The organism is Stenotrophomonas sp. RIT-551 (assembly GCF_026241915.1).
Lineage (GTDB): Bacteria > Pseudomonadota > Gammaproteobacteria > Xanthomonadales > Xanthomonadaceae > Stenotrophomonas > Stenotrophomonas bentonitica_A.
In genome coordinates, this window is record NZ_JAPJIU010000013.1 from 59,752 (window position 1) to 78,985 (window position 19,234).

Here is a 19,234-nt window from a genome sequence, read left to right on the forward strand (position 1 = left end):
CTCTCTCATCACAGACAATCGGGTGGATGTGACTACTCACGGGGTGGACTGCACCGAAATGCTCAGTTGGTTTGCGGTGGCGTTGCCGGATCCCGCGATCTGATTGAGTTGCAGGACGCCGTCGAATCCCTGCAGTGCGGAGGCTTCGACCGCCACCCTGCGAGTTCCGGCCGACCGACCGCTGTTGACGGCCCCCTGCCCCCCTGCTGACGCGAGCGCGCCCGACGCGGCCAAGGCCTCGTCGTTCGTTTCGCGTATGCCCTGTTGCGCCAGCGTGGCGGTGACGACGTTGAGCGTCGCGTTGCCATTGCCGCTGGCCTGGTTGATCGATGCGACGCCGCTGGCGCCGTTCAGTGCCTGGCCGCCGATCGTGGCGCTGGCGTCCATGGCGGTGTCGCTGATGCTGAGGTTGTTGGACTGCTGCTGGCGCGCATGGACGTTGATGTGGGCGTTGCGGCCGTTGGCGATGCCCATCAGGTTGGCCTGCTGGTTGAGATCACCGGCGGCCATGTTGACGGTCATGGCGCCATCGGCGCCGGCCAGGGTGCGGCCGTCGATGCGGCTCTGGTTGAGATAGGACAGCATCGCGGCGTAGTCGTTGCCCTGCTGGGCATGCGCGGCCAACGGCGCGAGCATCAGGCCCGTGAGCAGTGCGGTGCGCAGGACGGTATTCATTTGCCGGGCCCGCCCGCAGGCTGGCCGAGCGGGAACTGGGCGAGCGCGCCGCGCACCTGGTCGCCTATGCCGCGGGTCGCGTTGCCGACCGCGCCCATGGGGCCGCCGATGGTGTTGCTGAACTGGCCGCTGGACAGCATGCCGCTGTCGGTGACCTTGCCGAGCGTGCCGTTGACGGTATGCCCGGTGACGCGCTCGATGGTGGTGGCGTTGCGCGGAATGCCGGCGCCGGTGTTGGAGCCGAGCGAGGCGTAATCGTCGTCGCTGAGTTCATCCATGCCGGTGGAGGTGCCGAGGGCGTGGCCGATTTCGCGGCGCGGCGAGGGGTCTGCGATGAGGGCCATGCCCGGAGGTGCGGGGCGATAGGCCGGTCGTGCGGAGACGTCACGCAGGAGGACGATTTCGCCGGGCTGGGCCTTGACGCCCTGGCGTGCGCCGGAGGCGTTGGCGGCGGCCGGCACGATGAGTGCAACGGCGAGCAGCCAGAGTGTGGTGTGTCGTATGCGGTGTGCGGCAACGCTGTCCATGGCGACCTCCGATGACATGCGGAGGGATGGAGCAGCATTCGTGCCAAGTTCCGAACGCCCGTGCTTCCTAGCTTTCCGTGCGGTTCGGCTTAATCGCACGCAACATTGCTGTTACAGGGGCGTTGGCATTTGGGCGAATGAATGGGTCGGTGCGGTGATCACGCGTTGCTGACAGGTAGACGCGGTGCGGGTGTATCACGGGTGTTACACCGGGTGATACAGGGGTTTACGGTGCGGATTCAGGGTGGTTGCCTGGCGCGCGCAACGCTTCAACTGTTCACTGGCGGGGGCGGCCGGTGTGTCGAGCGCTGGGCCTCGCTACGCTTGTCGGCGAATGTCCCCCGGTGCCGGCCTGCGGCCGTCCCCTCCTCCTTGATTTCGCCCACAAGCGCAGCGAGGCCCAGCGTGTCCAGCCACTGGCGCCCCCCTCAGCAAGCACATGTTTGCAGTACGCCTACCACCGCGAACGAGCCCCGAAGCGGCCGGTAGGCTCCTGGGCAAAATCAAGGAGGAGGCCGTCGCCGCCAGGCGGCGGCCGGGGGACATTTGCCGAGGGGCCTGCCGGTCGCTTCGGGGCGTGACGCTCGCGGACACCCAAAGCGGAAAAAAAAGACCGGCTCTCGCCGGTCTTTGGGTGCTGCGTTCGTGCCTGCATCAGGACGTTCGTTCTTCGCCTTCGTCCACACCCAGGTTGGTGGATGGGTTGTCGTAGACCGCGCGGTCGAGCAGGCCGGTTTCCTTGGCAACGATCACCGGGACCAGCATCTGGCCGGTAACGTTGGTCATGGTGCGCATCATGTCCAGGATGCGGTCGATCGCGTAGAGGTAGCCGATGGTTTCCAGTGGCAGGTTGGCCGCGCTCAGCACGACGGTGGCCATGACCACCGCGGTGCCGGGGACGCCGGCGGTGCCGAAGCTGCCCAGGACCGAGGCGATCAGCACGACGATGTACTGCTCGAGGGTGAGCGGAACGCCGGTGTACTGGGCGATGAAGACGGCGCACAGGGCGGGATAGATCGCGCCGCAGCCGTCCATCTTGATGCTGGCACCCAGGGGAACGGCGAAGGAGGCGTAGTCCTTGTTGACGCCGAGGTTGTGGGTGATCGAGCGCATCGCGGCCGGCATGGCCGCGAAGCTGGAGGAGCTGACGAAGGCCACCTGCATGCCCGGGGCAGCGCCGCGCAAGAATTTCAGCGGGTTCAGGCCGTGCATGAGCAGGAGGCTGCCGTAGACCACCACGATGTGCAGCGCGCAGGCGATGTACAGGGCCAGGACGAAATTGCCGAGCGGCAGCAGTTTCTCGAAGCCATAGCTGCCGACCAGGCCGGCGATCAGGCCGAAGGTGCCCAGCGGGGTGATCTCCAGCACGAAGCGGGTCACCTGGATCATGATGTCGCTCATCTGGCCGGTCAGCTTGCGTGCTTCGCTGACCTTGTCGCCCAGCTTGACCATGGCGAAGCCGAGCAGGCCGGCGAAGAAGATCACCGGCAGGATCGAACCGCGGCCGGCGGCCAGGACGGTTTCACCGGCCGCGTTGACGCGGGTGCCGATGCCGGTCAACGCGTAGAACACGTTGGAGGGCACGACATCCATCAGCACCTTGATCACGCTGGGTACTTCGCGCGGGGTGTAGCTGTGGTCCATGCTCAGGCTGAGCGCGCCGCTGCCCGGCTGCATGAGGGTGCCCACGCCCAGCCCCACGCACACGGCCAGGGCCGCGGTGATGATGAACCACAGGAAGGTGCGCCCGCCGAGTGCCGCCACGGACTTCTGCCCGTGCAGCGAGGAAATGGCGTTGATCACGGCGAAGAACACCAGCGGCACCGCGATCATCTTGATCAGGGTAACGTAGAGATCGCCGAGGGGGCCGAACCAGGTTTCGGCCGCCGGGCCGAGCAGCCAGCCGGCCAGTGCGCCCAGCACGAAGCCGCCGAGGACCCGTTGCCAGAAGGGGATCCGCAGCCAGGCAGAGACCAGCTTCATGTGCGTTCCAGAGATGATTTGACAGCTAGGCACCTTAGCCCAAGCCGGGCCGCGGAACGAGGCGTGGACGGAAAATCAGCGTGTCATCGGCGTGCCTTGCGGCGTTCTGCATAATGAACGCCCGTTTCACATGTGAGATTCATTCATCCATGTTCCGTTTCACGCCCCTGGTGGCTGCCGTCACCACCCTGCTGCTCGGCGCCTGCGCCAGTACCGCTCCCTCCTCCAGCGCCTCTGCCGGCGCGGTCCAGGTCGATGTGCCGGCCATTGCCCACCCTGCCGGGGAGACGCCGCAGTGGTGGTACCGCAGCGGCGCGGCACGGGCGGCCAGCACCGGTGCGATGGACGGCAAGGCCAAGAACGTCATCCTGTTCCTGGGCGACGGCATGAGCCTGACCACGGTGGCGGCAGCGCGCATCTTCGAGGGGCAGCGCAACGGGCACCCGGGCGAGGAGAACCTGCTTTCCTGGGAGCGCTTCCCGGCGACGGCGTTCAGCAAGACCTACAACACCGATTCGCAGACGCCGGATTCGGCGGGCACCATGACCGCGATCACCACCGGCGTGAAGACCCACATGGGCGCGATCGGCGTCAGCGCGGGCACCCGCAATGACTGCGCCGACAGCCTCGACAAGGGCCTGCTGACCTGGCTGCAGCTGGCCGACAGTGCCGGCATGGCGACCGGCGTGGTCTCTACCGCCCGCCTGACCCATGCCACCCCGGCAGCGACCTACGCGCACTCGCCGGAGCGCAACTGGGAGAACGACACCGATGTGCCGGAAGAGGCCAAGGCGGCCGGCTGCCGTGACATCGCCCAGCAGCTGCTGTCGACCTCGCGCTTCGGGCGCGGCCCGCTGGTCGCCCTCGGCGGCGGCCGCGGTGAGTTCACCACGGTGGAAGAGCGCGATCCCGAGTACGACGACAAGGTCGGCCAGCGCCTGGACGGGCGCAGCCTGGTGACCGAATGGCAGCAGGCGCACCCGCAGGGCGCGTACGTGTGGAACGCCAGGCAGCTGCAGGCGGCGGCCAATGCGCCGGCCATCCTGGGCCTGTTCGAGCCGGACCACATGCGCTACGAAGCCGAGCGCAAGGACGACCCGGCCGGTGAGCCGAGCCTGGCCGAGCTGACCAAGGCGGCGATCGCCAATCTGTCGCGCCATCAGGAAGGCTATGTGCTGATGATCGAGGGCGCGCGCATCGATCACGCCAACCACAGCGGCAACGCCTACCGGGCGCTGACCGATACGGTGGCGCTGTCCGATGCGGTGCGCGCCGCGGTCGAGGCGACTTCCGACCAGGACACGTTGATCATCGTCACCGCCGATCACTCCCACACACTGAACTTCGTTGGTTACCCGGCCCGTGGCAACCCGATCCTGGGCAAGGTCAAGGACAAGGGGGGCGAAGACGGTGCCGGCAAGCTGGACCTGGCCCGCGACGGCCTCGGCCTGCCGTACACCACGCTGACCTACGCCAACGGCCCGGGCTACACCGGTGCCACCAACCAGCAGCCGGTCGGCCCGAAGCGCTACCCGCACAACCCGAGCAGCTTCGATCCGACCACGGGTCGGCCGGACCTGACCGCGGTGGATACCGAGCATCCCGATTACATGCAGGAAGCGCTGGTCCCGGCCAAGAGCGAATCGCATGGCGGCGAAGACGTCGGCATCTGGGCACGTGGCCCGGGCAGCAAGGCGGTCCGCGGCACGATGGAGCAGAACGCGATCTACCACATGATCGTGCAGGCCACCCCGCGCCTGCGCCAGCGCCTGTGCGAAGCCGGCACCTGCGATGCCAGGGGCGTGCCGGTCGAGTTGCCCAAGCCGACCGCGTTCGAGCGCCAAGCGGGCGACAGCAAGTAATGCATCGACTGCTTCGCAATGCAGCAAACAGGGGCCGCCTCGCGCGGCCCCTGCTGCTGGTGGCCGGTCTGTTCGCATCGCCGCTGGCCTTGGCCGCCGGCACCGGCACCGGTACCGACACCGGCTGCACCGCCCTGACCCAGGAGGATGGGCTGCAGCCGCTGCCCGGTTGCCAGTGGCTCGATGGGCATCTGGAACTCGACGCGGCGTCCCTGGCGTCGCTGTCCTACGATCAGGACGGGCTGGCAGCGGTCTACGCCGGCGGTGGATTCCACTACGTCCGTGCCGATGGCCGTCAGTTGCCGGTGATCACCTTCGACAACGGCCCGGACTACGTTGTGGAGGGGATGGTCCGTGGGCGTGTCGGGCAGCGCATCGGCTACTTCGATACCCAGCTGCGCCAAGCATTTCCGGGCACGTTCGATTTTGGCTGGGCCTTTGATGACGGGGTGGCCCGCGTCTGCGAAGGCTGCCGTCCGGGCACGCCGGACGACCACGGCCACATTGCGATGGTTGGCGGCACCTGGTATCGCATCGATCGGCAGGGGCGCCCGGCGATGGATGCCGGCACACCGTGATTCCCGCGTGGCAACGTCGCCACGCAGCACCGATACTGCCGGTCTGCCTGAGATCGCACTTCCCATGACCTCCCTGCTGCCGCCACCGCCCTCTGTCGTCCACCCTGTGCTGGTCGGCTTCAGCGGTGGGCTCGATTCCACCGTCCTGCTTCACTGGCTGGCCACCTCGCCGGCACAGCGGACGGCCGGCCTGCGCGCCGTGCATATCCATCACGGCCTGCAGGAACAGGCTGACGCCTGGACCGTGCACTGCACGCAGCTCTGTGCGCGCTGGAACATCCCGCTGCGGGTGATCCGCGTGCAGGTGCCGCGTCACCAGGGACAAGGCCTGGAAGCCGCCGCGCGGCATGCGCGCCGTGAGGCGTTCGCTTCGCAGCTGCTGCCGGGTGAACACCTGGCCCTGGCCCATCACCGCGATGACCAGGCCGAGACCTTCCTGATGCGTGCGCTGCGCGGCTCCGGCGTGGATGGGTTGGCCTCCATGCAGGTCACCAGCGCGTTTGGCGCCGGCACCGTGTGGCGGCCCTTGCTGGAGGTTCCGCGCAGTGCGTTGCGCGCACATGCGCAGGCCGAGGGGCTGGAGTGGATCGAAGATCCCAGCAATGCCAGCGATGACGCCGATCGCAACTTCCTGCGGCTGCACGTGCTGCCGCAACTGCGCCAGCGCTGGCCGCAGGCCGATGCAGCATTCGCCCGGAGTGCCGCCTTGTGCGCGCAGTCCCAGCACCTGCTCGACAGTGCCGACCGCGACGCATTGGAACGCTGCAGCGTCGGCCCCGGTGTGATCGACTGCGCGCGGCTGCTGCGCCAGCCGATCGAGCGCCGCGCCCGGTTGCTGCGGCACTGGGTGCGCGGCAGTGGCCTGCCGCCGCTGCCGGCCGCGGGCGTGGAGGCGGTCGAACGCGAGCTGCTCCCGGCTGCCCACCACGCCGATGCGCAGTTCGCCTGGCAGGGGGCACGCATCCGCCGCTGGCGCGGGCAACTGCACCTGCTCTCGGCCAGCCTGGCCTTGCCGGCCGACTGGAGCGTGCACTGGGATGGCCGCGCGCCGCTGGCATTGCCAGACGGTGGCGAGCTGCGCCTGCTTGGCACGGACGCCGGTTTCGATAGCCCGGTGCAGATCCGCGCACGCCGCGGCGGCGAGCGCATCCAGCTGCCCGGGCGCACGCATTCCCATGCGCTCAAGGACCTGCTGCAGCAGCAGGGCCTGCCGCCGTGGCAGCGCCGCCAGTTGCCGCTGCTGTTCGACGAGGACACATTGCTGGCCGCCGGTGACCGGGTCATCGGTGCCGCCCTGCAACCATGGCTGCTGGCCCATCACGCGCAGTTGCAGTGGATACCCGGCGCGGCCTGAATTGACCCCGCCCGGCCAGCAGCCCACACTTGGCACATGGCAAAGAAGTCCCCCAATGAAACCTCCCCGGTCGCCCACTTCGAGCAGTCGCTGGAAGAGCTGGAGCAGCTGGTGGAGAAGATGGAAACCGGCGAAATGAGCCTGGAGCAATCGCTCAGCGCCTACGAACGTGGCGTCGGCCTGTACCGCCAGTGCCAGCAGGCGCTGGAACAGGCCGAACTGCGCGTGCGCCTGCTCAGCGATCCGGCCCAGCCCGACACCGCGGTGCCATTCGACCCGCCCAGCCATGACGGTTGAGGCCACGTTCGCGCGTTGGCGCGACCGGATCGAAAGCCAGCTCGACGCCAGCCTGCCCTCCCCGTCCGATGCCCCGCGTGGACTGCACCAGGCGATGCGCTATGCGGTGCTCGGGGGCGGCAAGCGCATGCGCCCGCTGCTGGTGTATGCCGGCGGCCGGATTTTCGGCGCCGACGAGAACGCACTGGACGCGCCGGCGATGGCGGTGGAGCTGATCCACGCGTATTCGCTGGTGCATGACGATCTGCCGGCGATGGACGATGACGCCCTGCGTCGCGGCCGCCCGACCACGCACATCGCCTTTGATGAAGCCACCGCGATCCTCGCCGGTGATGCCCTGCAGACGCGCGCGTTCGGCCTGATCGCCGATGCGCCGCTGCCCGCGTCACTGCGCGTGGCCTGTCTGCAGACGCTGGCCCACGCCTCCGGTGCCGCCGGCATGTGCGGCGGCCAGGCGCTGGATATCGACGCCACCGGTCATCAACAGCCGCTGCAGGATCTTGAGCGCATGCACGCGCTCAAGACCGGCGCACTGATCCGCGCGGCGGTGCGCATGGGCGCGCTGTGTGGCCAGGCACCCGCCGCCGATCTGGCAACACTGGATACGGTCGCCTCGGCGCTCGGTCTGGCGTTCCAGGTGCGCGATGACATCCTCGATGTCGAAGCCAGTTCTGAACAGCTCGGCAAGACCGCCGGCAAGGACGAGGCACAGGCCAAGTCGACCTTCCCGGCACTGCTCGGCATGGACGGGGCGAAGGCGCATCTGCGCACGCTGAGCGAGCAGATGTTCGATGGCCTGGCCGGGTATGGCGAGCCGGCAGATGCACTGCGTGCGCTGGCGACGCTGGCGGTTGAGCGGGATCATTGAGCGACCGTGCCGGCAGCCACGCATGGCGTGGTTGCACAACGCCATGACACAGAAAAACGCCCGGGAATCCCGGGCGTTTTTCGTTCCAGCGCTGCGGATCGGTTACTTGATCAGGCGCAGGGCGAACGGATAACGGTAGGCTTCGCCGTTGTTGGCCTTGACCGCTGCGATGATGCAGAAGATCACGTTGAGCAGGCCGACGATCGGCGCCAGCAGGCCGCCGATGATGACGATGGTCAGCACGATGCAGATCAGCATCGCGATGGTGATGGTGATCTGGAAGTTCAGCGCTTCCTTGGCCTGGTCGGTGACGAAGCGCTTGCTGCTGTCGTCCTTGTTGATCAGCCAGATGATCAGCGGGCCGAGGAACCAGGTGAAGATGCCCAGCAGGTGGGCCACCAGCGCCATGGTGCGCTGATCGGCCGGTGCCGGGGCGCTCACCGGCGGCGGCGGGGTGGTGACGTTGTCGAAATCGCTCACGTGAAACTCCTTGTTCGAGGTAATGGGTATTGCACGCGGCAGGCTCCCCGCCTGCCAGGGCAGCCCCAATAGAATACGTCAATCGTTACCGGCAACGGTCATTCGTCCTACAAGGATCGAACCGGTGTGCACGTGCGAGCGGGTGTCGATGTCGGCACCCACCGCTTCGATGCTGGCGAACATCTCTTTGAGGTTGCCGGCGATGGTGATGCCGTCCACCGGGTAGCTGATCTCGCCGTTCTCCACGCGGAACCCGCCGGCGCCGCGCGAATAATCACCGGTCACGCTGTTGACGCCCTGCCCCATCAGTTCGGTGACCAGCAGGCCATTGCCCATCTGCCGGGCGATCGAGACCAGATCGTCCGCGTTGGCGGTGACCTTGAGGTTGTGCACGCCACCGGCGTTGGCGGTGGTCGGCAGCCCCAGCTTGCGCGCCGAATAGCTGCCCAGGATGTAACGCTCCAGCACGCCATCGCGGATCAGCGCCGAATTGCGCGTGGCCACGCCATCGCCGTCGAAGGCGGCCGAACGCAGCCCGCGGCGCAGCAGCGGCAGTTCCTCAATGCCGAACCACGCCGGGAACAGCCGGGTGCCAACGCTGTCGAGCAGGAAGCTGGCGCGGCGGTACAGCGCGCCGCCAGAGACGGCGCCGAGCAGATGTCCGATCAGCGAGCGGGCCACCTCCGGCGAATACAGCACCGGCATCTGCGCGGTGGTCATCGAGCGCGGCTCCAGGCGGGCGACGGTGCGCTCGGCGGCGCGGCGGCCGATCGAGGCGGCATCATCCAGGTCTTCCCGGGCCAGGGCGCTGCTGTACCAGCCATCGCGCTGCATGCCATCGCCCTGGCCCGCGATCAGCGCGCAGCCGATCGAGTGGTGGCTGCTGCGCTCGCGGCCGATGAAGCCATGCGAGTTGGCATACACCGACAGGCTCTGCGCAGTCGCGGCGGAGGCACCGTCGGAATTGCTGATGCGGGTGTCGGCCTCACGGCCGGCCGCTTCGCAGGCCAGCGCCAAGTCCAGCGCCGCATCGGCGCTGAGCTCCCAGGGGTGCCAGCCGTCCAGATCCGGGAACTCGCGGGCCATCAGCGCCGCTTCGGCCAGCCCGGCGGCTTCGTCGTCCTCGGTGTGACGGGCGATCGCGCAGGCCTGGGCCACGGTCGACTCCAGGCTGCTCTCGCGCAGGTCGGCGGTACTGGCACTGCCCTTGCGCTGGCCGAAGTAGACGGTCACGGCGATGCCGCGGTCACGGGTGGACTCGACCGTTTCGACCTCGCCCAGGCGCACGTTCACATCCAGCCCGCGCTCATCGCTGCAGCTGACCTCGGCCTGGGTGGCGCCCAGGGCTTTGGCCCGCTCCAGCAGGCGCTGGGAGATGTCGGCCAGCTGCTCCAGGCGCTGCAGGCTGTCGTCGGCCGGGGAGACTTCAGGGGAGATCACGTTCAATGCTTTATCCTGTACAGGTGAGTGCCCGGCGCGACGCCGGCACAGTTTACGGATGTGGAAATAAGACGATGCGCGGACGCGACGAAGAAACCGGTGAATTCCTTGATATCAGCCGCAGCCAGAACCGCCGGGCTGCGCTGGACGTGCTGGCCCTGGGCGAGAAGCTGGTCTCGCTGACCCCGGCCCAGCTGGCGCGCCTGCCGGTGCCCGAAGACCTGCTGCCGCACATCGCCGAGGCCAAGCGCATCACCGCTCATATCGCCCACAAGCGCCAGCTGGCGTTCCTGGCCAAGCACATGCGCCGCGAAGACGACGCCGTGCTGGATGCGATCCGCAAGGCGCTGGATGCCAACAGCGAGACCTCGCGCCGTGAAGTGGCCACCATGCACCGCGTTGAAGACTGGCGCGAGCGCCTGCTCAAGGACGGCGACAAGGCGCTGGGTGCGCTGCTGGATGAGTACCCGCATGCCGACCGCCAGGAGCTGCGCACGCTGGTGCGCAACGCCCAGGCAGAGAAGGCCAAGAACAAGCCGCCGCGCGCCTACCGGGAGATCTTCCAGGTGCTGCGTACGCTGCTGCTGCCGGCCGCGCTCGGCCTGGAGGGCGTGAACGCCTCGTCCGACGATGACCTGGACGACGCGGTCGATACCGATACCGACGGCGACGAGAACGCCGAGGACTGAGCCCCGGCGCTCACGCGGCACCGCCAGTACCAGGCTGGCGGCCGCGTCGTCGGGCAGCACGAGGGCACGCATCCCGGCTCAGGCCTGGGTGCCGCCCACGGTGATGCCATCGATCAGCAGGGACGGCTGGCCCACGCCGACCGGCACGCTCTGGCCATCCTTGCCGCAGATGCCCACGCCTTCGTCCAGGGCCAGATCGTTGCCGATCATGCGCACTTTCTGCATGGTTTCCGGGCCATTGCCGATCAGGGTCGCGCCCTTCACCGGCGCGGTGATTTTTCCGTCTTCGATCAGGTAGGCCTCGGTGGCCGAGAACACGTACTTGCCGCTGGTGATGTCGACCTGGCCGCCACCGAAGTTGACCGCGTACAGGCCACGCTTGACCGAGCGGATCATCTCTTCCGGATCGTGCTGGCCGGCACGCATGTAGGTGTTGGTCATGCGCGGCATGGTCATGTGCGCGAACGACTCACGGCGGCCGTTGCCGGTCGGCGCCACGCCCATCAGGCGCGCGTTGAGCGAGTCCTGCATGTAGCCGACCAGGATGCCGTCTTCGATCAGCGTGGTGCACTGGGTCGGGTGGCCTTCGTCATCGATGTTCAACGAGCCGCGGCGCCCGTCCAGGGTGCCGTCGTCGACGATGGTCACGCCCGGCGCGGCCACGCGCTCGCCGATCCGGCCGGCGTAGACGCTGGTGCCCTTGCGGTTGAAGTCGCCTTCCAGGCCGTGGCCGACCGCTTCGTGCAGCAGCACGCCGGGCCAGCCCGGGCCGAGCACCACGGTCATCACGCCGGCCGGGGCCGGGATCGCCTCCAGGTTCACCAGTGCCTGGCGCAGCGCCTCGCGGGCGAAGCCCTCCGGGCGCCCCTCGGCGAACAGCTCTTCATAGCTGTAGCGGCCGCCGCCGCCGGAGTAACCGGATTCGCGACGGCCGTGCTGCTCGACGATCACCTGCACGTTCAACCGCACCAGCGGGCGGATGTCGGCGGCAAGCACGCCATCGCTGCGTGCGATCAGCACCGTGTCCACACCCCCGGAGAGGCTGACCATCACCTGCTGCACGCGCGGGTCGGCGGCGCGCAGGTAGCGGTCCAGGCGCTTGAGCATCTCGACCTTGGCCTCGTTGCCCATGCCATCGATGGGGTCCAGCGCCGGGTACAGCGCGCGGCCGCTGCCACGCACCAGCGAGCGGGCCGACTGCGCCCCGCCCTCGCGGGAAATCGCGCGGGCCGACTGGGCGGCGGCCAGCAGCGCATCGCTGTGGATGTCATCGGAATAGGCGAAACCGGTCTTTTCACCGGCGATGGCGCGCACGCCCACGCCCTGTTCGATCGAATGCGCACCGTCCTTGACGATGCCATCCTCCACGCTCCAGCTCTCGCGGCGCGCGTGCTGGAAATAGAGATCCCCGAAATCGATGCCCGGCCCCAGCAGGGTGCCGAACGTGCGTTCCAGACCGCCCGCATCCAGCCCGGCGGGCAGCAGCAGACGGTCGGTGGCCAGCGAAAGTGCGTTGTTGTTCATGCTCTTTGATCTATGGGCGCCGGGCGCAATCGCAACCCGGGCGCGGGAAAGGAGTCAGCGCGCCGGGGGTGCGGCCGGCGCCGGCCTGGGCGCGGTGTCGCGGTCGATCACCTCGACCTTGGGTTCGGCCCAGGGGCCGGTCACGCGGTAGGTCTTGGCGCCGATCTCGCCCAGCGGCTTGGACAGCACCGCGTTGGCCGCCGCGCCCACCGCGGCGCCCACCGGGCCGCCGGCCACCGCGCCAACGACGGTCAGCAGGTTGCCCGCACGCGGGTTGACGTCGATGGTCTGGTCAAAGCGCTGCTGGCGCAGATCGGTCTGGCCGCGGATGGTGATGTTCGCCGCCGGGCCTTCGATCAGCACCTTGTCGGTGGTGGCCATGCCGTTGCCGAAGGCCACGCTGCCTTCGACCTGGTTGAAGGCGAAGCCCTTGGAGAAGAAATCGCGGAAATCGAACATCAACCGGCGCGGCAGCTGGGCCACGCTCAGCAGCCCGAGCACGCGACCGGCGCCCGGCTCCAGCTCCAGCAGCTGGCCGTTGCGGGCATGCACGTCGAGCTGGCCCTGCAGCGCGCCCAGCTGGAAATCCGACGGCCCCCCCTGCCACCCGGCAGTCATGCTCAGCTGGCCCTGCCCGCCACGCAGCTGGCCGCCGTAATCCAGGTTCTGCATCAGCCCGCCCAGGTCCTCGCTCCTGACCTGCACGTTGAACTGGCTGCGCGCGGCCGCGCCCATGCCCATCCAGCGGCCATTGACGTCGATCTCCTGCTTGGGCGCGCGGAACTGCAGCTGGTCCACGCTCAGGCCGTTGGCCATCGGGCGGGTGCGCAGCACCGCCTGGCCGAGCCTGGCCTTGCCGAACTGCAGGTCCTCGATATCCAGCGACAGCGGCGGCACCTTGGCCGGGTTGGTGTCATTGGCACTGGCCTGGACCCGTGCAGGCAACGCCACGTCCGGCGGCAGCAGGATCGGAGCGCCATCACTGGGCGCCTTGACCGGCGTGGGCAGCGATTGCCAGTGGACGCGGCTGAGCTTGCCGACGATGGTGCCGCCATCGGCATTGGGCACGCTCAGGCTGCCCGCCAGCGAGGGGCCATCCAGGCGCACATCCACACTGTTGCCGGTCGGGCGCAACTGCAGCCGGGTCTGCTCGAACACCCCACCGGCCAGCAACAGCTGGCCGACCTGCACATCCACATGGCGCAGCGGCATCGGGTCCTTGTCATCGCCCCCCTCGGGCGAACGGGCCAGGCCGATCCATTCCAGCGCATCCAATGAGCCGCTGCGGCCGTTGACCACCAGCCCGGTGGCGAGGGGATCCCGATCCACATGGTCACTGCCGAGCGTGACCTGTACGCCGGTCTGGTTGTCATGGGTGCGGGCAGCCAGCGCCAGGCGCTGGCCGAACGCCACGTCCACGCGGCCACTGCCCATCGGCAGCTGCGCGGTCACGGCCGTGGCCAGCGGCGTGGCGGCCGGTTTGTCCAGCGGCGCGGGCAGCTCCAGCGTGGTGCCGACCAGGTCCGAATGCAGCTTGAGCACGGTCGGCGGCTCGACCTTGCTGCCGGCGGCGACCTTGGGCAGGGTCACCCCGATGGTCCAGCGCGAAGTACCCTGGATGTAGGGTTTGAGCCAGTTCAATTCCGGCGCGCGGTCCAGCAGCGCACCTGCGGCCAGCGAAGCGGTCAACTCGGATTCAAAGGCCTGCTGCGGGTCGCGCACGAACTCGCCGGCGCGCAGGCTGAGCAGCCCGTCCTGGCCTTGATGCCGCACGGCAAGCTGTTCCGCATCGAAGCCGCCATGGCCGTAACGGGCCTGGCCGCGCATGTTCTCGAAGACCAGGTCGAAACGCTTCTCGGTGAGCGTCGCACCGTTGAGATCGACCGTGCCCTGCAGGTGGCCGCCCCCTTCGTCGTGGTGCAACGGCTGCAGCAGATCGAAGGTGACCGCAGCCGGTCCCTTCGCGGTCAGGTTGTCCAGGGTCTCGCCGTAGGTGGCCTGCAGCGGGCTCTGCTTGAGCATGGCCAGCAGTGCACCGGCATCGCTGCGGCTGGTCGCCTTGACGTACAGATCGGTCACGCCGAAATCCGGGATGCCGGCGTCGAAGTGGTCCACCGCCACGCCCGCCAGGTCGCCCTTGCCATGCAGTTCGAAGCCCGGACCAATGAAGGCGATGTCGGCATCGACCTTGTTCATCGCCGGCCAGTCGTGCTGGAAACGGATGCTGCCAGCGTCGATATGTCCGGTCGCTTCGAAGCGGCCATTGTTCTTGTCGAAGGGCCAGTCTTCCAGATCACCGGTCACCAGGCCCACGCCGCCGCGCACCTGCCCGGAGACCAGCGCGGCGTCCAGCCAATCGGTGGCGGCCTTGCTCATCTTGGAATGGATCCAGAAGCGTTTGGCGGCGGTCATCGGTACATCGTCGATCTTGGCCGCCAGCTCCAGCCACGGGCGCGTGCCGTTGTTCTGGAACCAGATACCGCCGCGTACATCGGCCGCGTAATCGGTGCCCTGCACGCGCAGGGCCGGGGTGCCGATGCGCCAGCCGCCGGCTTCATCGCGCCAGCCGACCAGGCGGCCAGCCAGGCGCACGTCGTGGCGCTCGCCGAAGCCGCTGGGCCAATCAAACTGCATGACCCGCTGCGGCTGCAGCTCCAGGGTGAAGCCATCGGCATCGCCATCGAAGCGGCCACCCACGCCGCTGAGCCCTGGCGAATGCCCGACCGCGGCAAAACGGATGTCTTCCAGGTCGCCTTCAACCGACAACGGGCCGCCCTGTTCGCCCGCCACCCGCACGCGGGTCATCCGCACCTGCGGCGAGGCGTCATGCAGCCACTCGCGCAGGCCGGGGTCGATCCTGTCGGTCAGCGCCAGGCCGCGCAGCAGCGCGGTGGCATCGATGTTGTCGCCGGCCAGCGCGAAATGCTGCCCGCCGGCCAGCAACAGCCCATCCAGTTGCTGGGTGCTGCCTTCCATGCCGATCCGCAGGCGCGGCGCATCGGCGCGCCAGCCACCGTGCACCCAGCGCCAGCGCGCGCGCAGCTCCAGCGTGTCCAGCGCCAGCTGCGGGTGGGTGCCGTCTGCAAGCTTCACGCCGCGGACCTGCACGTTCTGCAGGTCGGCATCCGTGGTGACCATCACCACCCGGTGATCGCGCAGATCCACCCATGCATTGAATTCACCGGTGCCCTGCTGCAGACCGATGCCGCCAAACTGCAGCAGCGAGGACCACGCACGGAAATCGGCCGGATCGGCCGACAGCCACGCCTGCCCATCGCCGCGCTTGCGCTCGAACTCGAGCACCGCTGTAAGCGGCTGGGCGGCGGGATCGGCCCAGGCACGCGCGCCCACGCGAAGGCGCTGGCCGTTGACGCGCAGGCGAAGGTCGATCCGCGGCAGCGAGGCGTTCACGCCCAGCGAGGGCGCATCGACCCGCAGCCGCCCGCCGATCACCTGCAGCTCGCCCAAGCGGCGCAGCGTTTCCAGCGGGTCACCCGCAGCCGACTGCGGCAGCCCCTGCACCGACCAGCGGCCATCATCGGCGCGCTGCAGCACCAGCGCCAGGCCACGCAGGCGCAGCTCGGTCAGCGAGTGACCCGGCAGCAGGCCGGCATACATCGACACCAGCACCTCGGCCTCGCCGATGCGCAGGCCCTGCCCTTCACCGATCCGCAGCCCTTTGAGCTGCAGCAGCGGCCCACGCCGGGTCCAGGCGGTATCCAGCGCATCGAAACGCACCGGCTGGCCGGCACGCGCGCTCAGCCATTCCGCCACCCTGTCCGGATGGCGCTCGGCCAGCGGCAGCAGCTGGCTGGCGGTGCCGACCAGCAGGGCCACGCCCACGAGCAGCACCGCCACCGCATACACGGCATGGCGGCGGATCCGGCGCAGGCGCAGGCGCAGCGGTGTGCTCATCGGAACCTGGGAACGCCGGACCGGCCGCGGTCAGAGCAGCACGACATCGAACTGCTCCTGCAGGTACTGCTCGTCCGCCTGGAAGCGGATGCTCTTGCCCAGGAACTCCTCCAGTTCGGCCACCGCCGAGGATTCCTCGTCGGTGATGCGCGCAACCACCTTCGAGGAGGCGATCACCAGCAGGCGGGCCGCATCGAACTGGCGCACCGCCCGGGTGATCTCGCGGAAGATTTCATAGGTCACCGTCTCGGCGGTCTTGATCGACCCCCGCCCGCTGCACTCCGGGCACGGCTCGGAGAGCTGGCGCTCCAGGCTTTCCACGGTGCGCTTGCGCGTCATCTCGACCAGGCCCAGCGGCGAGAAGTCATAGACGGTGGTCTTGGCATGGTCGCGGGCCAGCGCCTTCTCCAGCGTGCGCAGCACCTGGCGGCGATGCTCGGCGTCATCCATGTCGATGAAGTCGATGATGATGATGCCGCCCAGGTTGCGCAGCCGCAGTTGGCGCGCCACGGCCTGCGCCGCTTCAAGATTGGTGCGGAACACCGTCTCTTCGAGATTGCGCTGGCCCAGGAACGAACCGGTGTTCACGTCGATGGTGGTCATCGCCTCGGTCTGGTCGATCACCAGATAGCCACCGGACTTGAGCGGCACCTGCTTGTCCAGCGCCCGGCCGATCTCGTCCTCGACCCCGAACATGTCGAAGATCGGGCGATCGCCGCTGTACAGCTCCAGCTTCTCGGCCAGCACCGGCATGTACTTGGCCACGAATGCCTGCAACTGGTTGAAGGTCTCCTTGGAGTCGACCTTGACCTTGTCCACGTCCTTGCGGATCAGGTCGCGCACCGAGCGCAGCGGCAGGCTCAGGTCTTCATAGATCACGCTGCACGGGGCGGCATCGCGGCCACGGCGCTCGACCACGTTCCAGACCCGCGACAGGTAGGCCACGTCCTCGGCGATCGCTTCGGCCGGCTGGCCTTCGGCGTTGGTGCGCACGATATAGCCATAACCGCCGTGCTGGGCCGACAGTTCAGTCACCAGGGTCTTCAGGCGCGCGCGCTCGGCCTCGTCTTCGATCCGGGCCGACACGCCCACCACCTTGGACTGCGGCAGCAGCACCATGTAGCGAGAGGGAATGCTGATCTGCGTGGTCAGCCGGGCCCCCTTGGTCCCGATCGGATCCTTGACCACCTGCACCACGATGTCCTGGCCGTCGCGCAGCAACTCCACGATCGGCACCGAGGACGGCGGCGGCAGGGTGGTGCCTTCAGTATCGGCGCTGGCCACCGGGGCCGGGCGGATCACGTCGTTGGCGTGCAGGAACGCGGCGCGCTCCAGCCCGACCTCCACGAACGCCGCCTGCATGCCGGGCATCACCCGCTGGACCTTGCCTTTATAGATGTTGCCGACGACGCCACGGCGCCAGCCGCGTTCGATATGCAGCTCCTGCAGCATGCCGTTTTCGATGACGGCGACGCGGGTTTCCCGCGGGGTGACATTGACCAGGATTTCTTCAGACATGGGCGACTCCCTTCAGTTCAAACGCCTGCAGCAACTGCTCGGTCTGTTGCAGGGGCAAACCCATCACACCCGAATAGCTTCCCGCCAGGTGGCGGATATATCGTTCGGCGCCGCCCTGGATCGCATAGGCGCCGGCTTTGTCCATCGGCTCGCCCGTGGCCACGTAGGCGGCGATCCGGTCCTCGTCGATCGCCGCGAACGTCACCTCCGAGACCACCAGTACGCCCTGCTCCCGGCCGGCGGCGACCAGCGCCACGGCGGTCATCACCTGGTGGGTGCGCCCGGCCAGCGCGCGCAGCATCGCGCGCGCATCGTCGGCATCGACCGGCTTGCCGAACACGCGCCCATCCAGCACCACCTCGGTGTCCGAGCCGAGCACCACCGCGTCGGGGTCATGGGCGACCAGCGCCAGCCCGGCACGCGCCTTGTCGGCGGCGACCCGCTGCACGTAATCGGCGGCCGACTCGGCGGGCGCACGGACTTCGGGCACGTGAAGGTCGAGCGCCCGGAACGGTCGGTCCAGGCGCGCAAGCAGTTCGTTTCGTCGGGGGGATCGAGAGGCGAGATAAAGCATCGAGGAAGCATAACCTGAGGCTACTGTCTGAATCGCAAGCAACACCCTCCAATCGTCATCAACCCCATCAAACCTCACGACGCGTTCATCGCCCCGACACCAACCTCAACGTCTTCACAAGGAGATGTACATGCGCCGCCCGTCCCTGTCCCCGTTGCTGCTCGCCCTGTCCCTTGCCCTGGGAGCTTCGATGACCGCCCACGCCCAGTCCCAGCCCGCCATCGCCGTGCCGGCCGACGGCACCCTGCTCAACATTTCGGCCAATGCCGAGGCCAGGCGCGTGCCGGACGTGGCAACGCTGTCGGCCGGTGTCGTCACCCAGGCCGTTGACGGCAACACCGCCATGCGCCAGAACGCCGAGCAGATGACCAAGGTGCTTGCCGCGATCAAGGCCGCCGGCATTGCCGAGCGCGATGTGCAGACCAGCGGCGTCAACCTGAGCCCGCAATACCGTTATGCCGACAACGAGGCGCCGAAGATCACCGGCTACCAGGCCAGCAATACGGTCAGCCTGAAGGTGCGCGACATCGCCAAGCTCGGCAAAGTGCTTGATGCACTGGCCGCGCAGGGCGCCAACCAGATCAACGGCCCGCAGTTCGAGATCGACCAGCCCGAGCCGGTCTACGACGAAGCCCGCCTGGCCGCACTGAAGAAGGCCCAGGCCCGCGCCGAAACGTATGCCAAGTCGCTGGGCCTGCGCGTGCGCCGGATCGTGAGCATCTCCGAAAGCGGTGGCGGCAACTTCCGCCCGGTGATGATGCGTGCGGCGGCCGCGCCGATGGCGGCCGATGTCTCCACGCCGGTGTCGCCGGGCGAATCGACCGTGTCGGTCAACCTGGACGTGGTGTTCGATCTGGGCCGGTAACACGTCGCAGCAGAGCGGCCCCACGGTCCGCTCCTGCCTGGCATGACGGCGCCTTGGGGCGCCGTCATGCTGTCCGCGGTCATAG

Annotated in this window: 16 protein-coding genes; 7 read left to right on the forward strand and 9 right to left on the reverse strand. The window is 68.3% G+C overall.

The features are described 5' to 3' along the window. Positions 1-36: 36 nt before the first annotated feature. The 3 genes from ORK51_RS14600 to ORK51_RS14610 all read right to left on the reverse strand — a co-directional run bounded on the left by ORK51_RS14600 (position 37) and on the right by ORK51_RS14610 (position 3,185). Entirely contained in the window at positions 37-675 is a 639-nt protein-coding gene (locus ORK51_RS14600; protein ID WP_266085387.1) for a FapB/FapC family functional amyloid domain-containing protein, read from the reverse strand. Continuing rightward, complete coding sequence (locus tag ORK51_RS14605) at positions 672-1,202, reverse strand: FapA family amyloid fibril periplasmic chaperone (RefSeq protein WP_266085389.1); 531 nt, start codon at positions 1,200-1,202, stop codon at positions 672-674. The genes ORK51_RS14600 and ORK51_RS14605 overlap by 4 nt, the downstream gene beginning before the upstream one ends. A 654-nt stretch (positions 1,203-1,856) precedes the next feature. Next, positions 1,857-3,185, reverse strand: coding sequence for a dicarboxylate/amino acid:cation symporter (locus tag ORK51_RS14610; RefSeq protein WP_266085391.1), 1,329 nt, complete (start codon positions 3,183-3,185; stop codon positions 1,857-1,859). Between the two features lie 149 nt (positions 3,186-3,334). On the opposite strand from ORK51_RS14610, the gene ORK51_RS14615 reads away from it, so the two are divergent. The 5 genes from ORK51_RS14615 to ORK51_RS14635 all read left to right on the forward strand — a co-directional run bounded on the left by ORK51_RS14615 (position 3,335) and on the right by ORK51_RS14635 (position 8,144). Beyond that, entirely contained in the window at positions 3,335-5,047 is a 1,713-nt protein-coding gene (locus tag ORK51_RS14615; protein WP_019182621.1) for an alkaline phosphatase, read from the forward strand. Then, positions 5,047-5,625: a WG repeat-containing protein gene (locus tag ORK51_RS14620; RefSeq protein ID WP_266085394.1), complete on the forward strand. Its 579-nt coding sequence runs from the start codon at positions 5,047-5,049 to the stop codon at positions 5,623-5,625. Before ORK51_RS14615 ends, ORK51_RS14620 begins: the two co-directional genes overlap by 1 nt. Positions 5,626-5,689: 64 nt before the next feature. Next, entirely contained in the window at positions 5,690-6,979 is a 1,290-nt protein-coding gene (gene tilS, locus ORK51_RS14625) for a tRNA lysidine(34) synthetase TilS (RefSeq protein WP_266085396.1), read from the forward strand. 36 nt (positions 6,980-7,015) lie between these two features. Then, entirely contained in the window at positions 7,016-7,276 is a 261-nt protein-coding gene (locus tag ORK51_RS14630) for an exodeoxyribonuclease VII small subunit (protein WP_019182618.1), read from the forward strand. Beyond that, positions 7,266-8,144: a polyprenyl synthetase family protein gene (locus tag ORK51_RS14635; protein ID WP_266085398.1), complete on the forward strand. Its 879-nt coding sequence runs from the start codon at positions 7,266-7,268 to the stop codon at positions 8,142-8,144. Before ORK51_RS14630 ends, ORK51_RS14635 begins: the two co-directional genes overlap by 11 nt. A 102-nt stretch (positions 8,145-8,246) precedes the next feature. On the opposite strand, the gene ORK51_RS14640 is transcribed toward ORK51_RS14635, so the two are convergent. Then, positions 8,247-8,624, reverse strand: coding sequence for a DUF4870 domain-containing protein (locus ORK51_RS14640; protein ID WP_019182616.1), 378 nt, complete (start codon positions 8,622-8,624; stop codon positions 8,247-8,249). Between the two features lie 78 nt (positions 8,625-8,702). Continuing rightward, positions 8,703-10,070, reverse strand: a complete 1,368-nt coding sequence (gene pmbA / locus ORK51_RS14645) for a metalloprotease PmbA (protein WP_019182615.1) — start codon at positions 10,068-10,070, stop codon at positions 8,703-8,705. Between the two features lie 68 nt (positions 10,071-10,138). On the opposite strand from pmbA, the gene yjgA reads away from it, so the two are divergent. Beyond that, entirely contained in the window at positions 10,139-10,753 is a 615-nt protein-coding gene (gene yjgA, locus ORK51_RS14650; RefSeq protein WP_266085403.1) for a ribosome biogenesis factor YjgA, read from the forward strand. A 78-nt stretch (positions 10,754-10,831) separates the two neighbouring features. On the opposite strand, the gene tldD is transcribed toward yjgA, so the two are convergent. The 4 genes from tldD to ORK51_RS14670 are packed head-to-tail and all read right to left on the reverse strand — an operon-like array spanning position 10,832 to position 18,284. Beyond that, the gene (tldD, locus tag ORK51_RS14655; protein WP_019182613.1) at positions 10,832-12,277 is read right to left on the reverse strand and encodes a metalloprotease TldD; all 1,446 of its coding nucleotides are present in this window, start codon (positions 12,275-12,277) and stop codon (positions 10,832-10,834) included. 54 nt (positions 12,278-12,331) lie between these two features. Then, a complete protein-coding gene (locus ORK51_RS14660; RefSeq protein WP_266085406.1) occupies positions 12,332-16,192 on the reverse strand; it encodes a YhdP family protein in 3,861 nt (1,286 codons plus the stop codon). Between the two features lie 30 nt (positions 16,193-16,222). After that, positions 16,223-17,710 (reverse strand): ribonuclease G, encoded by a 1,488-nt coding sequence (gene rng / locus ORK51_RS14665; RefSeq protein WP_019182611.1) that lies wholly within the window; start codon positions 17,708-17,710, stop codon positions 16,223-16,225. Beyond that, positions 17,703-18,284 carry a Maf-like protein gene (locus ORK51_RS14670; protein ID WP_070425623.1) on the reverse strand — a complete coding sequence of 194 codons (582 nt, stop codon included), beginning with the start codon at positions 18,282-18,284 and terminating at the stop codon, positions 17,703-17,705. The genes rng and ORK51_RS14670 overlap by 8 nt, the downstream gene beginning before the upstream one ends. Before the next feature lie 130 nt (positions 18,285-18,414). Between ORK51_RS14670 and ORK51_RS14675 the strand changes: the two genes are divergently transcribed. Then, complete coding sequence (locus tag ORK51_RS14675) at positions 18,415-19,149, forward strand: SIMPL domain-containing protein (protein ID WP_070427441.1); 735 nt, start codon at positions 18,415-18,417, stop codon at positions 19,147-19,149. Positions 19,150-19,234: the final 85 nt, after the last annotated feature.

Excerpts from the sequence above, each read along its gene's own strand:
- ORK51_RS14600 (WP_266085387.1), bottom strand. The coding sequence starts at position 675 with ATGAATACCGTCCTGCGCACCGCACTGCTCACGGGCCTGATGCTCGCG.
- ORK51_RS14605 (WP_266085389.1), bottom strand. The coding sequence starts at position 1,202 with ATGGACAGCGTTGCCGCACACCGCATACGACACACCACACTCTGGCTG.
- ORK51_RS14610 (WP_266085391.1), bottom strand. The coding sequence starts at position 3,185 with ATGAAGCTGGTCTCTGCCTGGCTGCGGATCCCCTTCTGGCAACGGGTC.
- ORK51_RS14615 (WP_019182621.1), top strand. The coding sequence starts at position 3,335 with ATGTTCCGTTTCACGCCCCTGGTGGCTGCCGTCACCACCCTGCTGCTC.
- ORK51_RS14620 (WP_266085394.1), top strand. The coding sequence starts at position 5,047 with ATGCATCGACTGCTTCGCAATGCAGCAAACAGGGGCCGCCTCGCGCGG.
- tilS (WP_266085396.1), top strand. The coding sequence starts at position 5,690 with ATGACCTCCCTGCTGCCGCCACCGCCCTCTGTCGTCCACCCTGTGCTG.
- ORK51_RS14630 (WP_019182618.1), top strand. The coding sequence starts at position 7,016 with ATGGCAAAGAAGTCCCCCAATGAAACCTCCCCGGTCGCCCACTTCGAG.
- ORK51_RS14635 (WP_266085398.1), top strand. The coding sequence starts at position 7,266 with ATGACGGTTGAGGCCACGTTCGCGCGTTGGCGCGACCGGATCGAAAGC.
- yjgA (WP_266085403.1), top strand. The coding sequence starts at position 10,139 with ATGCGCGGACGCGACGAAGAAACCGGTGAATTCCTTGATATCAGCCGC.
- tldD (WP_019182613.1), bottom strand. The coding sequence starts at position 12,277 with ATGAACAACAACGCACTTTCGCTGGCCACCGACCGTCTGCTGCTGCCC.
- ORK51_RS14660 (WP_266085406.1), bottom strand. The coding sequence starts at position 16,192 with ATGAGCACACCGCTGCGCCTGCGCCTGCGCCGGATCCGCCGCCATGCC.
- rng (WP_019182611.1), bottom strand. The coding sequence starts at position 17,710 with ATGTCTGAAGAAATCCTGGTCAATGTCACCCCGCGGGAAACCCGCGTC.
- ORK51_RS14670 (WP_070425623.1), bottom strand. The coding sequence starts at position 18,284 with ATGCTTTATCTCGCCTCTCGATCCCCCCGACGAAACGAACTGCTTGCG.
- ORK51_RS14675 (WP_070427441.1), top strand. The coding sequence starts at position 18,415 with ATGCGCCGCCCGTCCCTGTCCCCGTTGCTGCTCGCCCTGTCCCTTGCC.